This is a genomic window from Ruminococcus sp. AM42-11 (assembly GCF_003480145.1).
GTDB lineage: Bacteria > Bacillota > Clostridia > Lachnospirales > Lachnospiraceae > Blautia_A > Blautia_A faecis.
Genome location: NZ_QUIO01000008.1, coordinates 14,070 through 28,245, shown reverse-complemented (window position 1 = coordinate 28,245; position 14,176 = coordinate 14,070). Strand labels below are relative to the sequence as shown.

Below are 14,176 nucleotides of genomic sequence, written 5' to 3'. Positions count from 1 at the left end.
CGAAATAGAGGAGGAATACCACCATGGCAAAGAAAAGAAATATTATTGTAGGACAGTCCGGCGGCCCAACATCTGTAATTAATTCCAGTCTTGCAGGCGTATACAAGAATGCAGTAGAGCGTGGCTTTGACAAGGTATATGGAATGCTTCACGGAATCCAGGGTCTGCTTGACGAGCAGTATATCGACCTTTCTACCCAGATTCATTCCGAGCTTGACATTGAGCTTCTGAAAAGGACCCCGTCTGCATTTCTTGGTTCCTGCCGTTATAAGCTTCCGGAAATCCACGAAGACAGAGCTATCTATGAGAAAATCTTTGATATTCTGAACAAACTGGAAATCTATGCATTTATCTACATCGGCGGAAATGATTCCATGGATACCATCAAGAAGCTGTCTGATTATGCCATCATTACCGGACAGACCCAGAAATTCCTTGGTGTTCCGAAGACCATTGACAATGACCTTGCACTTACCGATCATACCCCAGGCTTCGGAAGCGCAGCCAAGTATATTGCAGCTTCCACCAAGGAAGTGATCCGTGACGCAGAAGGCCTCACCTATAAGAAAAATATGATCACCATTATGGAGATCATGGGAAGAAATGCGGGCTGGCTTACAGGCGCCACTGCACTTTCCAAATCAGAAGACTGCGAGGGACCAGACCTCATTTACCTTCCGGAGGTTCCCTTTGACATTGAGAAATTCCTCGCAAAAGTGAAAGACCTTCTGAAAAAGAAATCCTCCGTTGTCATTGCTGTATCCGAAGGAATCAAGCTGGCTGACGGACGCTATGTCTGCGAGCTGGGAAGCGTAGGAGATTATGTGGACGCATTTGGACACAAGCAGCTGCAGGGAACTGCCACCTATCTGGCGAATTTCCTGGCAGCAGAGTGCGGCTGCAAAACCCGTGCCGTAGAGCTTTCCACTCTTCAGAGAAGCGCTTCCCATATGGCATCCCGTGTGGATATTGATGAGGCTATGATGGTTGGCGGTGCAGCCGTAAAGGCAGCAGATGAAGGAGACACCGGCAAGATGGTAGTCATCGACCGTGTATCTGACGATCCATATATGGCAGCTACCGGAATTTACGATGTACACCGAATCGCCAATGAAGAGAAGCTGGTTCCGAGAAGCTGGATGAACAAGGATGCAAATAATGTGACCAAAGATTTTATCGACTATATTAAACCACTGATTCAGGGCGATTATCAGCCGATCATGGTAAATGGTGTTCCCCGTCATCTGGTGCTGAATACTGGAAGAAAAAAGAAAAATTGAGAAAATGATAAAAATTTGACTGTTTTTTGCCAGAATTACCTTGACGAATGACGAATAAGCCTATAAAATAACTATGTGCGTATAAAACATAGTTTATGTTTATGAAAGTAACTGTGAAGGTACTGAACAGTTACCAATGAACAAATTTTTAGGAGGAAAATGTAAAATGGCAAAATGGGTTTACATGTTTACAGAAGGTAACGCTGATATGAGAAACCTTCTGGGTGGTAAAGGTGCTAACCTTGCTGAGATGACAAACCTTGGACTTCCTGTACCTCAGGGATTTACAATCACTACTGAAGCTTGTACTCAGTACTATGAGGATGGAAGACAGATCAACGACGAGATCATGGGTCAGATCATGGAAGCAATCACCAAGATGGAAGGAGTTACCGGAAAGAAATTCGGTGACATCGAGAATCCTCTGCTTGTTTCCGTTCGTTCAGGCGCAAGAGCTTCTATGCCAGGTATGATGGATACTATCCTGAACCTTGGTTTAAATGAAGACGTTGTAGCTGTATTATCTGAGAAATCCGGCAACCCACGTTGGGCTTGGGACTGCTACAGAAGATTTATCCAGATGTACTCTGACGTAGTTATGGAAGTTGGTAAGAAATATTTCGAAGAGCTTATCGACAAAATGAAAGCTGAAAGAGGCGTTAAACTTGACGTTGAGCTTACAGCTGACGACCTTAAAGAACTTGCTATGCAGTTCAAGGCTGAATATAAAGAAAAAATCGGTTCCGATTTCCCGGCTGACCCGAAAGAGCAGTTAGTTGGTGCAATCAAAGCCGTATTCCGTTCTTGGGACAACCCACGTGCCAACGTATATCGTCGTGACAACGATATCCCATATTCCTGGGGTACAGCTGTTAACGTACAGATGATGGCATTCGGTAACATGGGTGATGACTGTGGTACTGGTGTTGCATTTACAAGAGACCCAGCTACAGGAAACAAAGGTCTGTTCGGTGAGTTCCTTACCAATGCACAGGGTGAGGACGTTGTTGCTGGTGTTCGTACACCTATGCACATCGCTGAGATGGAGCAGAAGTTCCCGGAAGCATTCAAGAAATTTACAGAAGTTTGCCATACTCTGGAGACACACTACAGAGATATGCAGGATATGGAGTTCACTGTTGAGCATGGCCAGTTATACATGCTGCAGACACGTAACGGTAAGAGAACCGCTCAGGCTGCTCTGAAGATCGCTTGTGACCTTGTTGATGAGGGAATGAGAACAGAGGAAGAAGCAGTAGCTATGATCGATCCTCGTAACCTTGATACTCTTCTTCATCCGCAGTTCGACGCTAAGGCTCTGAAAGCTGCTACACCAATGGGTAAAGGTCTTGGAGCTTCTCCAGGAGCTGCTTGTGGTAAGATCGTATTCACAGCTGATGACGCTGTAGAGTGGGCTGAGAGAGGCGAGAAGGTTATCCTCGTTCGTCTTGAGACATCCCCAGAGGATATCACAGGTATGAAATCTGCTGAAGGTATCCTGACAGTTCGTGGTGGTATGACATCTCATGCAGCAGTAGTTGCCCGTGGTATGGGTGAGTGCTGTGTATCCGGATGCGGTGATATCGCTATGGACGAAGCTAATAAGAAATTTACACTTGCTGGCAAAGAGTTCCACGAGGGAGATTTCCTTTCCATCGATGGTACAACAGGTAACATCTACGACGGAATCATCCCGACAGTAGACGCTACAATCGCTGGTGAGTTCGGACGTATCATGGCATGGGCTGACAAGTACAGAACAATGAAGGTTCGTACAAACGCTGATACTCCTGCTGACGCTAAGAAAGCAGTTGAGCTTGGTGCTGAAGGTATCGGTCTTTGCCGTACAGAGCATATGTTCTTCGGTGAGGGACGTATCGATGCATTCCGTGAGATGATCTGCTCCACAACAGTTGAGGAGAGAGAAGCAGCACTTGCAAAAGTTCTTCCATATCAGCAGGAAGACTTCGAAGGTCTGTTCGAGGCTCTCGAGGGCAACCCTGTAACAATCCGTTTCCTGGATCCGCCGCTTCATGAGTTCGTTCCTTCAGAAGAGGAAGACATCAAGAAGCTTGCTGACGCTCAGGGCAAGACTGTAGAAGAGATCAAGACTATCATCAATTCTCTTCATGAGTTCAACCCAATGATGGGACATCGTGGATGCCGTCTGGCAGTTACTTACCCAGAGATCGCTAAGATGCAGACAACAGCAGTTATTCGTGCAGCTATCAATGTAAAGAAAGCTCACGCTGACTGGAACATCTGCCCAGAGATCATGATCCCGTTAGTAGGTGATATCAAAGAGCTTAAATATGTTAAGAAGTTTGTTGTTGAGACAGCTGACGCTGAGATCGCAGCAGCAGGCGTAGATCTGAAATATGAAGTAGGTACAATGATCGAGATCCCACGTGCAGCTCTTACAGCTGACCAGATCGCTTCTGAGGCTGACTTCTTCTGCTTCGGTACCAACGACTTAACTCAGATGACATACGGCTTCTCCCGTGATGACGCTGGTAAATTCCTTAACGCATACTATGACGCTAAGATCTTCGAGAACGATCCATTTGCAAAACTGGATCAGGTTGGCGTTGGTAAGCTTATGGATATGGCTATCAAACTTGGTAAGCCAGTTAACCCGAACCTTCACATCGGAATCTGTGGAGAGCACGGTGGAGATCCATCTTCTGTAGAGTTCTGCAACAAGATCGGTCTTGACTATGTATCCTGCTCACCATTCCGTGTACCGGTTGCTCGTCTGGCAGCAGCTCAGGCAGCTATCGCTCAGAAGAATAAATAATTCATTCTGAATATATATTTAAGTCATACTTCAGTATGATATGTGTCCAAGCGTAAAAATTGCCTTGGAGAATTGTAGAAATACGGTTCTTCAAGGTTTTTTTGTTTCTAGAATATGCTCCGGAAAGGAAATTTTATACAAATGAAAACCAAGATTCAGGATATGACCTCCGGTTCGCCGGGGAGATTGATCATTCTTTTTGCAATTCCCCTGATGCTGGGGAATATCTGTCAACAGCTTTATACAATGGTGGATACTATGGTCGTTGGCCAGATAGCAGGTGTGGAGGCCCTTGCTGCACTGGGTGCGGTTGACTTTCTGTTGTGGGTTGTCACAGGAATATCCACTGGTCTCACTCAGGGATTTTCCATTCAGCTCGCGCAGTATTATGGTGCAAAGGATTTTGAAAATCTGCGTAAATCTCTGGCACACAGTTATCGGCTGACCGCATTCATCGCAGTGGGAGTATTCATTCTCAGCCAGTCCTTTGCAGCACTGGTATTAACAGGGCTGCATACACCTTCCAATATTATCGGAATGTCATTATTATATCTGCGTATTATTTTCTGCGGAATTCCAGCTACTGCAGCTTATAATATGTTTGCCGCTGCTTTAAGGGCTATGGGAAACAGTAAAACCCCATTAACTGCAATGATTATCGCATCGGTACTGAATATTTCATTGGATATCCTTTTTGTGGCAGGCTTCGGATGGGGTGTGGCAGGGGCAGCAATCGCAACTGTGATTGCGCAGAGTTTTTCCGCCGTGTACTGTTTTCTGATTTTACGCAGAATTGATATTGTTCATCTGTCCAGAGCAGATTTTATGACTGCCGCAGGAATGAATGCCCGTCTGATGAAGCTTGGTATTCCTGTTGTATTTCAGAATATCATTATCGGTGTAGGCGGTCTGGTAGTCCAGTATGTGATCAATGGCTATGGCTTTCTTTTTGTGGCAGGATTTACAGCTACAAACAAGCTTTATGGTCTGTTGGAAATGGCAGCGATTTCTTATGGATATGCCATCGTTACTTATGTGGGCCAGAATCTGGGAGCCAGAAGGATCGACAGGATCAGGAAAGGTGTCCGCAGCAGTATGCTGCTTTCCCTGCTTACCTCACTGATCATTTCTGCTGCCATGTTTTTATTTGGAAAAAATATCCTCTCACTTTTCATCTCAGGTGAACCGCAGCAGACACAGGAGGTACTTGCAATTGCTTTTAAATACCTTTCTATTATGGCTGCCATGCTCTGGGTGTTGTACTTCCTGTATGTGTACAGATCTGCGCTGCAGGGACTGGGAGATACGTTAATGCCTATGGTAAGTGGTATGGCTGAATTTGTCATGCGTATCAGTGCTGCGCTGATTCTTCCCCATTTTATCGGGCAGGACGGTATTTTCTTTGCAGAGATTGCAGCATGGAGCGGAGCTACTGTGATCTTATGCGTCAGCTATAATGTGCGGATGCATAAATATCATTAAGGCAAAATATATGATACGGAAAATAAAAAAAGAGACATATGTCTTTTAACAAAAAAACAAATATAAAAAAATATACTAAAAAACACTTGAAAAAATATCCTTTTTGTACGAAAATGAAAATAAATATAGAAAAAGGGACATGTGTCCTGTTTTAAAAGTGAGACATATGTCATTGTAGAGATAACAAAGCCAATTTCAAAAAAGGAGGAAAAATAATATGAAGAAAAGAATTGCAGCTATGGTTCTTGCAGGTGCAATGGCACTTTCCCTTGCACCAGCTTACGGAGTGACAGAGGTGAAGGCTGAGGCTGGAGATATGAAGATCGCCATGGTAACTGACTCTGGTGATATTACAGACCAGAGCTTTAACCAGACCACTTACGAGGCATGTAAGGCGTGGTCCGAAGAGAATGGTTCTGAGTTCAACTATTATAAACCAGAGAGCGACTCTGACGAGGCACGTAACGCAAGTGTTGACCAGGCTGTAGCAGATGGAGCTAACGTGATCGTACTTCCGGGATATATGTTCGCAGCTACTATCGTAGAGCAGTCTGAGATGTATCCGGACGTGAAGTTTATTGCACCAGACGTAAGTGCAGGCGATATCTGTGAGAAGGGTGTTGGCGAAGGATACACCTACAATCCGGATGATTATGAAGTGACCGATTACTACAATGCAGACAATGTTTACTGCTGTACCTATCAGGAAGAGATCTCCGGATACATGGCTGGATATGCAGCTGTGAAGCTTGGATACAAGCATCTTGGATTCCTCGGCGGTATGTCTGTACCGGCTGTTACCCGTTTTGGATATGGATATGTTCAGGGCGTAGACGAAGCAGCCAAAGAGCTTGGAATCACAAGTGACGTTGAGCTTGAGTATGTATGCGGCGGACAGTTCTACGGCGATGCAGACATCACAGCTTACATGGATACCTGGTACGGAAGCAAGGGCGTTGAAGTTGTATTCGCATGCGGCGGTGGAATCTACACATCTGCAGCAGAAGCAGCAGCGAAGGTTGACGGCAAGGTAATCGGTGTTGACTCTGACCAGTCCGGAATCATCGGTGAGGACATCACTGTTACCTCCGCTATGAAGGGTCTTGCACCGACAGTAAAGACTGCACTTGATGCGATCAAGGATGGCAATTGGGAATCTGATTACGCTGGAAAGATCGACAATCTTGGTCTTGTATCTGAGAACCCGGAAGACAACTATGTACAGCTCCCAATGGAGACAACCCAGTGGGATGACAATTTCACTGTAGATGATTACAAAGATCTTGTAAAGAAATTATACAATGGCGAGATTGAAGTAAGCAGCGACATCACAGCAATGCCAGAGACTGAGATAACAGTAAATGATTACGGCAGCATCAAATAAGACAACCAACTACTCCGCATAGTAAATGCAATTATAAATCACGGGTAGGGTTCCGACAGGAAAGCAGACTGGTCTTAACATGAAGAATGGCCATGCAGTGATAAAAAGGGGAGTGAGCAGTGGCCACTTCCCTTTTTTGCGTAAGTGCCGTCATAACAAGACTTATATTACTGTTCGCTCGAGAGGGGTTTGTGAATGAAGTGATCAGTAACCGTTTTATCACTTGTGCGTTCTGTTTGTGAATCTGCCATGAAAAAAGGAGAAAGCGAAGATGAGTGAATATGCAATTGAAATGCTGGGAATAACCAAGCGTTTTCCCGGAATCATCGCAAATGATAATATCACACTTCAGTTGAAAAAAGGTGAAATCCACGCTCTGCTTGGCGAAAATGGAGCAGGTAAATCCACTTTGATGAGTGTTCTGTTCGGTCTGTATCAGCCGGAAGAGGGTGAGATTCACAAAGATGGAAAGAAAGTTGAGATCAAAGATCCAAACGATGCAAATGACCTGGGAATTGGAATGGTACATCAGCATTTCAAATTAGTAGAATGCTTCAGCGTTCTGGATAATATTATCCTTGGTGTTGAGACCACAAAAAATGGTTTCCTTCAGAAAGAGGGCGCACGTAAAAAAGTTATGGCCCTTTCCGAAAAATATGGTCTTTCTGTAGATCCGGATGCCATTATCGAGGATACCACAGTAGGTATGCAGCAGAGAACCGAGATCCTGAAAATGCTTTACCGTGACAACGAGATCCTGATCTTTGATGAGCCTACCGCAGTACTTACTCCGCAGGAAATCCAGGAGCTTATGCAGATCATGAAAAATCTGGCAGCCGAGGGCAAAAGCATTCTATTCATTACCCACAAGCTTGGTGAGATCATGCAGGTTGCAGACCGCTGTACCGTTCTTCGTAAGGGAAAATGCATCGGAACCGTAGACATCAGGGATACCAACCAAGAGAAGCTTTCCGCCATGATGGTTGGACGAGACGTAAACTTTGTTGTAGAGAAAGAAGAAGCAAAGCCCGGTGAAGTTGTTCTGGATATCAAGGATATGGTGGTTGCTTCCAAGCATCATAAGAATAACGCAGTCAACGGCGTTTCTCTTCAGGTCCACAGAGGTGAGATCGTATGTATCGCCGGAATCGACGGAAATGGTCAGACTGAATTTGTCTATGGACTTTCCGGTCTGGAGCCACTGAAGAGCGGCACCATTACTATGAATGGAAAAGACATTACTCACATGCCAATCCGTGAGCGCCTTACCTCCGGCATGAGCCATATCCCGGAAGACCGTCACAAACACGGCCTGGTACTTGATTATTCCCTGGAAGACAACATCGTCCTTCAGAGATATTTCGAACCACAGTTTACCAATAAACTGGGCTTTTTGAAACGCAAAGAGATTCGCAGATATGCCAACCGCCTGATCGAACAGTATGATATCCGTTCCGGTCAGGGTGCCATCACCAAGGCGAGATCCATGTCTGGTGGAAACCAGCAGAAAGCAATCATTGCCCGTGAGATTGACAAGAATCCGGAGCTTTTGATCGCAGTTCAGCCTACCCGTGGTCTGGATGTTGGAGCAATCGAGCATGTTCACAAACAGCTGGTACAGGCAAGGGATGCAGGCAAAGGTGTTCTTCTGATCAGCCTGGAGCTGGATGAGGTTATGAATGTATCAGACCGAATTCTGGTAATGTACGAAGGTGAAATCGTAGGAGAATTTGATCCGAAAAAAGTAACCGTAGAGGAACTTGGCCTTTACATGGCAGGATCAAAGAGAAAGGAGACGAAGAGCAATGAATAATGAATCCAAAAAGAAAGAAAGCATTCTGAGAAACAATGCGGTTCAGACCATCATTGCCTCTCTTTTATGCATTGTGATCGGTCTTCTCATCGGTTATCTGGTACTTCTTATTATCAATCCTGCAGGAGCTGCGGGTGCGATTACTGCAATTATCAAGAATTATTTTTACTATCCAAGCCAGAAGGCTATGATGAAGTATATGGGAACCACACTGGTAAAGGCTTCCGCACTTCTGATGTGTTCCCTGTCCGTTCTGTTTGCTTACAAGGTTGGACTTTTTAACATTGGAGCAGCAGGACAGTATGTAGTTGGAGCCGGAGCTTCTCTGTATTTTGCGTTGAAACTTGGCATGCCCTGGTATGTATGCATGATCGCAGCAATCGTGATCGCAGCCCTGGTAGGCGGCATCTCCGGTGCACTGAAGGCTTACTTCAATGTAAACGAAGTTATTTCCTGTATCATGCTGAACTGGATTTCCCTGTATGTGGTGAATATGATTCTTACCCAGGTGAAATCCGAGTCTACTCCATACACTGTAGATCTTTCCAGCGGCAATAAGCGTGCTCTTCTTCCCAACTGTGGACTGGACGAGATCTTTTCCGGAAACAAATTCGTATCCATCGGTCTTATTATTTCTGTGGTAATGGCAATCGTAGTGTGGGTACTTCTGGAAAAAACAAAATTCGGTTTTGAGCTTCGCGCAACAGGTATGAACAAAAATGCTGCAAAATACTGCGGCATGAAAGAGAAGAGAAATACCATTGTAACCATGATGATCGCTGGCGGCCTTGCAGGACTTGGCGCAGCTGTTTTCTATCTCAGCGGAATTGAGACCTGGATGGTTCAGCAGACAACCGTTCCGGGCATGGGCTTTAATGGAATCGCAGCAGCCTTCCTTGGCGGCCTTCACCCCATCGGAGCAATTTTTTCCTCTTATTTTATCCAGCATATTACAAGTGGTGGAAGCTATGTGGATAAGACCATGTATTGTGCACAGATCTCTGATCTGATCTCCGCGTTTATCATTTATCTGTGTGGATTTGTATTCTTCTTCAAACTCTGGTTAAACCGTTATCTCGACAGGAGAGATGAGAAAAAAGCTGCAAAAGGAGGAGAAAAATAATGTTATTATTGATTCAGTATACATTAATATTTGCTTCTGTATTAATTCTCGTAGCACTTGGCGGCTGTTTTTCCGAGCACAGCGGTGTCATCAACATTGGTCTTGAGGGAATTATGGTTATGGGTGCACTTGGCGGTGCCCTGATGATGAAATATCTTCCGGATTCCGCTCCGGCACCAGTTGTGATCCTTCTGGTGGTTCTGGCCAGTGTACTTGTGGGAATGATATTTTCCCTGCTCCTTGGTGTGGCTGCCATTCATTTCAATGCAGACCAGACACTGGTTGGTACGGCCCTGAATCTTCTTGGACCGGCTGCAGCTGTTGTTATCGTAAGAGCCATCAACATGGCAGAAAACCCAGACAACGTTTCTTCCACAGTTGCCTACAAGGTGGCTAAGAAAGCGTTCCTGATAAGAATTGGAAAATTTGAATTCAGCTGGTTCATGCTTTTTGCACTGCTGATCCTCCTTGCTTCTTATGTGGTACTTTATAAGACCAGATTTGGACTTCGTCTGATGGCATGTGGTGAGCATCCACAGGCAGCCGATTCGGTAGGTATCAATGTTTTTAAAATGCGTTACGCAGGCGTTTTGATCTCCGGCGCACTTGGCGGTCTTGGGGGACTGGTTTATATCACTGCCGGTGTAAGTGAGTGGAAATTTGAGAACGGAGTTGCTGGTTTTGGTTTCCTTGCACTTGCTGTTATGATCTTCGGACAGTGGAAGCCGGTAAACATCGGACTGGCAGCCCTTCTGTTCGGTCTTTTCCGTGCGCTGTCAAACGTATACACAGGATTTGATGCGCTGGTAGCCTTGAAGCTTCCCAGCACATTATACAACATGTTCCCATATATTATTTCCCTGATCGTTCTGGTGTTTGTATCCAAGAATTCCAGAGCGCCGAAGGCGGAAGGTATTCCGTACGATAAAGGACAGAGGTGACACTATGAAAAACTATTCTGAAGATGCCAGCAGGCAGTATCATATCCAGGTTGCAAAGGGGGAAGTTGGCCGCTACGTAATCATGCCGGGAGACCCGAAAAGGTGTGTGAAAATTGCCCAGTATTTTGACAACCCGGTTCTCATTGCAGACAACAGAGAATATATCACATATACAGGAACCCTGGACGGCGTGAAAGTCAGCGTGACATCCACCGGAATCGGCGGACCGTCTGCCTCCATTGCCATGGAAGAGCTTTCCCGGTGCGGCGCAGATACTTTTGTCCGCATTGGAACCTGCGGCGGTATGCAGCCTGAGGTAAAAAGCGGAGATATCGTAATTGCCACAGGTGCCATCCGTATGGAGGGAACCAGCCGGGAATATGCCCCCATAGAGTATCCGGCAGTAGCTAATCTGGACGTGACAAACGCCCTTGTGGCAGCTGCGAAAGAAAAAGGACTTTCCTGTCATACAGGTGTTGTCCAGTGCAAAGACGCTTTTTACGGACAGCATGAGCCTGAAGCAATGCCAGTTGGTTATGAGCTGCTCAACAAATGGGAGGCCTGGAAGAAAATGGGCTGTCTTGCTTCCGAAATGGAATCTGCAGCGCTTTTTATCGCAGCTGGCAAGCTTCGTGCCAGAGCTGGCTCCTGTTTCCTTGTGCTTGCAAATCAGGAAAGAGAGAAGCTGGGACTGGATAATCCGGTTGTGCATGATACAGATATGGCAATCCAGGTGGCTGTTGAAGCTGTGAGAAAGCTGATCCGGGAGGATTCGTCGAATTAAGACCGTGACATCGCAATCTGCACGCCCCACTTTGCGTTATATTTTGCCTGAATTCGGTTGCCGTAGCCCATTACGGCGCCCTCATTCGGGCGAAATCTCCCACAAATTGTGACGAACATCTTGCAGTTACTTAATATTCGATGTACTAGACAATCAAATAAAGAACAGATATGAATCCTGCCAGTAAATTGCGATACAGTAATTTCGGGCAATATAAAGAGATAACAGAAATGAGGAAAATAAATGGACGTAAAAGAGATTTTAAAACATGTGGATCATACCCTTCTTCTCCAGCCATCTACCTGGGAAGAAATCAAACAGATTTGTGATGATGCGATGGAATATGGAACTGCATCCATATGCATTCCGCCAAGCTATGTAAAACAGGCAGCAGAATACATGAATGGAAAAATGGCAGTGTGCACGGTTATCGGTTTCCCAAATGGCTACATGACAACAGCAGCCAAGGAATTTGAAACAAAAGATGCTCTTGCAAATGGTGCTTCCGAAATCGATATGGTAATCAATATCGGCTGGCTGAAAGATCAGAAATATGACCTGATTGAGAACGAGATCCGCACCTTAAAAGCTGCATGCGGTGACAAGATCCTGAAGGTTATCATTGAAACCTGCTTCCTCACAGATGAGGAAAAAATTAAAATGTGCCAGATTGTAACAGAAGCAGGCGCAGATTATATTAAGACCTCTACCGGTTTTGGCGGTGCAGGTGCAACCTTTGCAGACATTGAGCTTTTCTCCAGACATATCGGACCAAATGTAAAGATGAAAGCAGCAGGCGGAATTTCTTCCCTGGAGGATGCAGAGAAGTTCCTTGCACTTGGTGCAGACCGACTGGGAACCAGCCGAATTATAAAAATTGTAAAAAATGAGAAAGCCACAGGATATTGATCTGGTCATTGATTGTAAAGGCGAACAGATGCTGTCTCCGGAATTGATCAGATTATAACGACGTTCATCGAGAAGAGCATTATGTTGTCAGAGACAATCAGAAAATGTGAATGATAAGAGAGGTGTGAAAATGGAAAAAGAGATGATTAACCAGCTGATTGATACAGCAATCCACCAGCTGAAATATTCCTATACACCATATTCCAATTTTAAAGTAGGCGCAGCCTCCTTGCAAAAAACGGGCAGGTTTACACAGGCTGCAACATTGAAAATGCCGGGTATACAGCCACAAACTGTGCGGAGCGTACCGCATTTTTCAAGGCAGTAAGCGAAGGGGTGAAGGATTTTCAGGCTATCTGTGTTGTCGGCGGTAAGGCTGGCGTGCTCACAGAATATGCAGCTCCCTGCGGCGTGTGCCGACAGGTCATGATGGAGTTTTGCAACCCGGAAACCTTCCAGGTCATTCTGGCGGTGGACAAAGAGCATTATGATGTGTATACACTAAAAGAACTCCTGCCGTTAGGATTCGGACCTTCTAATCTGGCATGAAAGCTGCTGACTGGAGAATAGTATTATGAAGTATGCCGGAAAATGCCGAAAACAGAGTGATCTGGCATTGAATCCGGCAGTTATAAGGCAGCATAAAGAATTGCAGGAGAAAAAATTATGACAATCGAACAATTAAAAGCACTACCAAAGGCAGAGCTTCACTGTCATCTGGATGGGTCTTTAAGCCGGGAGTTCATGGAGAGCCAGCTGGGAAGAAGGGTACAGCCGGAAGAGCTTAGCGTGTCCGATGACTGCACAAGCCTTGCAGAATACCTGGAGAAATTTTCGCTTCCGGGTCAGTGCATTATGGATGAAAAGGGGCTTGAGGCAGCTGGCTACGATGTACTTCGCACCATGAGCCAGGAAAATGTACGCTACGCAGAAATCCGTTTTGCACCTCTTCTTTCAGAGACCTCCGGAATGAACTGCCGTGCTGTGATCGAGGCGGTATTAAAAGGCCTTGAGCGGGGCAGAGCAGACTTTGGAACGGAGTTTGGTGTGATTACCTGTGCCATGCGTCATCACAGCCAGGATGACAACAGCCGGATGATAAAAACAGCCCGTGAATATCTGGGATATGGTGTGTGTGCGGCGGATCTGGCAGGTGCGGAAGCAGCATATCCCATGGCACAGTTTATGGAGCTTTTTCAGAACACCCGTAAGCTGGAGATGCCCTTTACCCTTCATGCAGGAGAGTGCGGAAGCGTACAGAACATTGTGGATGCTGTAAAAGCGGGAGCCGGCAGGATCGGACATGGAATCGCCATGCGAGGTCATTATAATATTCAAAAAGAGCTGGCTGACAGAGGCATTGGAATTGAAATGTGTCCCATCAGCAATCTTCAGACAAAAGCAGTAAACAGTCCGTCAGAATATCCCATCCGGGAATTTCTGAACACAGGATTGAAGGTTTCCATCAACACGGACAACCGTACAGTGAGCAACACAAGCCTTACCAAAGAGCTTCAGTTCATCCAGAACACGTATGGCATTCAGGAGGAAGAGATACGGCTGATGATGAAGAATGCAGTGGATACGGCATTTGCCACTGATGAGGTGAAAGCGAGATTGTATTCTGAACTGGGAATAAAAGGATAAAATATTGGAAACGAGG

General features: G+C 45.6%; 12 protein-coding genes and 1 pseudogene. 12 read left to right on the top strand and 1 reads right to left on the bottom strand.

The genetic code is table 11. From position 1 onward, the window contains the following. Positions 1–23 precede the first annotated feature (23 nt). From DW904_RS06580 to udp, 8 genes are all read left to right on the top strand, one after another. Positions 24–1,280, top strand: coding sequence for a 6-phosphofructokinase (locus DW904_RS06580; RefSeq protein ID WP_118578638.1), 1,257 nt, complete (start codon positions 24–26; stop codon positions 1,278–1,280). 166 nt (positions 1,281–1,446) lie between these two features. Further along, a complete protein-coding gene (gene ppdK, locus DW904_RS06575; RefSeq protein WP_118578636.1) occupies positions 1,447–4,077 on the top strand; it encodes a pyruvate, phosphate dikinase in 2,631 nt (876 codons plus the stop codon). A gap of 141 nt (positions 4,078–4,218) precedes the next feature. Beyond that, entirely contained in the window at positions 4,219–5,559 is a 1,341-nt protein-coding gene (locus DW904_RS06570; protein ID WP_118578634.1) for an MATE family efflux transporter, read from the top strand. 217 nt (positions 5,560–5,776) lie between these two features. After that, positions 5,777–6,943 carry a BMP family ABC transporter substrate-binding protein gene (locus tag DW904_RS06565; protein WP_118578632.1) on the top strand — a complete coding sequence of 389 codons (1,167 nt, stop codon included), beginning with the start codon at positions 5,777–5,779 and terminating at the stop codon, positions 6,941–6,943. Positions 6,944–7,214: 271 nt separating this feature from the next. Next, the gene (locus tag DW904_RS06560) at positions 7,215–8,756 is read left to right on the top strand and encodes an ABC transporter ATP-binding protein (protein ID WP_118578630.1); all 1,542 of its coding nucleotides are present in this window, start codon (positions 7,215–7,217) and stop codon (positions 8,754–8,756) included. Beyond that, complete coding sequence (locus DW904_RS06555) at positions 8,749–9,879, top strand: ABC transporter permease (protein WP_118578628.1); 1,131 nt, start codon at positions 8,749–8,751, stop codon at positions 9,877–9,879. The genes DW904_RS06560 and DW904_RS06555 overlap by 8 nt, the downstream gene beginning before the upstream one ends. After that, on the top strand, positions 9,879–10,820 hold the full coding sequence (locus DW904_RS06550) for an ABC transporter permease (protein ID WP_118578626.1): 942 nt from the start codon (positions 9,879–9,881) through the stop codon (positions 10,818–10,820). The genes DW904_RS06555 and DW904_RS06550 overlap by 1 nt, the downstream gene beginning before the upstream one ends. Before the next feature lie 4 nt (positions 10,821–10,824). Then, complete coding sequence (gene udp, locus DW904_RS06545; protein WP_118578624.1) at positions 10,825–11,604, top strand: uridine phosphorylase; 780 nt, start codon at positions 10,825–10,827, stop codon at positions 11,602–11,604. Here the strand turns inward: udp and DW904_RS25090 are convergent. After that, positions 11,601–11,675: a DUF6783 domain-containing protein gene (locus tag DW904_RS25090; RefSeq protein ID WP_334285891.1), complete on the bottom strand. Its 75-nt coding sequence runs from the start codon at positions 11,673–11,675 to the stop codon at positions 11,601–11,603. The two genes, udp and DW904_RS25090, sit on opposite strands and share 4 nt — an antisense overlap. On the opposite strand from DW904_RS25090, the gene DW904_RS25085 reads away from it, so the two are divergent. The 4 genes and pseudogenes from DW904_RS25085 (at position 11,643) to add (ending at position 14,160) form a co-directional block, all read left to right on the top strand. Then, entirely contained in the window at positions 11,643–11,738 is a 96-nt protein-coding gene (locus tag DW904_RS25085; RefSeq protein ID WP_334297251.1) for a DUF6783 domain-containing protein, read from the top strand. The genes DW904_RS25090 and DW904_RS25085 overlap by 33 nt on opposite strands. 109 nt (positions 11,739–11,847) lie before the next feature. Further along, complete coding sequence (gene deoC, locus DW904_RS06540) at positions 11,848–12,513, top strand: deoxyribose-phosphate aldolase (RefSeq protein WP_118578622.1); 666 nt, start codon at positions 11,848–11,850, stop codon at positions 12,511–12,513. 130 nt (positions 12,514–12,643) lie between these two features. Then, a pseudogene (locus DW904_RS06535) lies at positions 12,644–13,062 on the top strand (cytidine deaminase). 117 nt (positions 13,063–13,179) lie between these two features. Continuing rightward, the gene (add, locus tag DW904_RS06530; protein ID WP_118578620.1) at positions 13,180–14,160 is read left to right on the top strand and encodes an adenosine deaminase; all 981 of its coding nucleotides are present in this window, start codon (positions 13,180–13,182) and stop codon (positions 14,158–14,160) included. Positions 14,161–14,176: the final 16 nt, after the last annotated feature.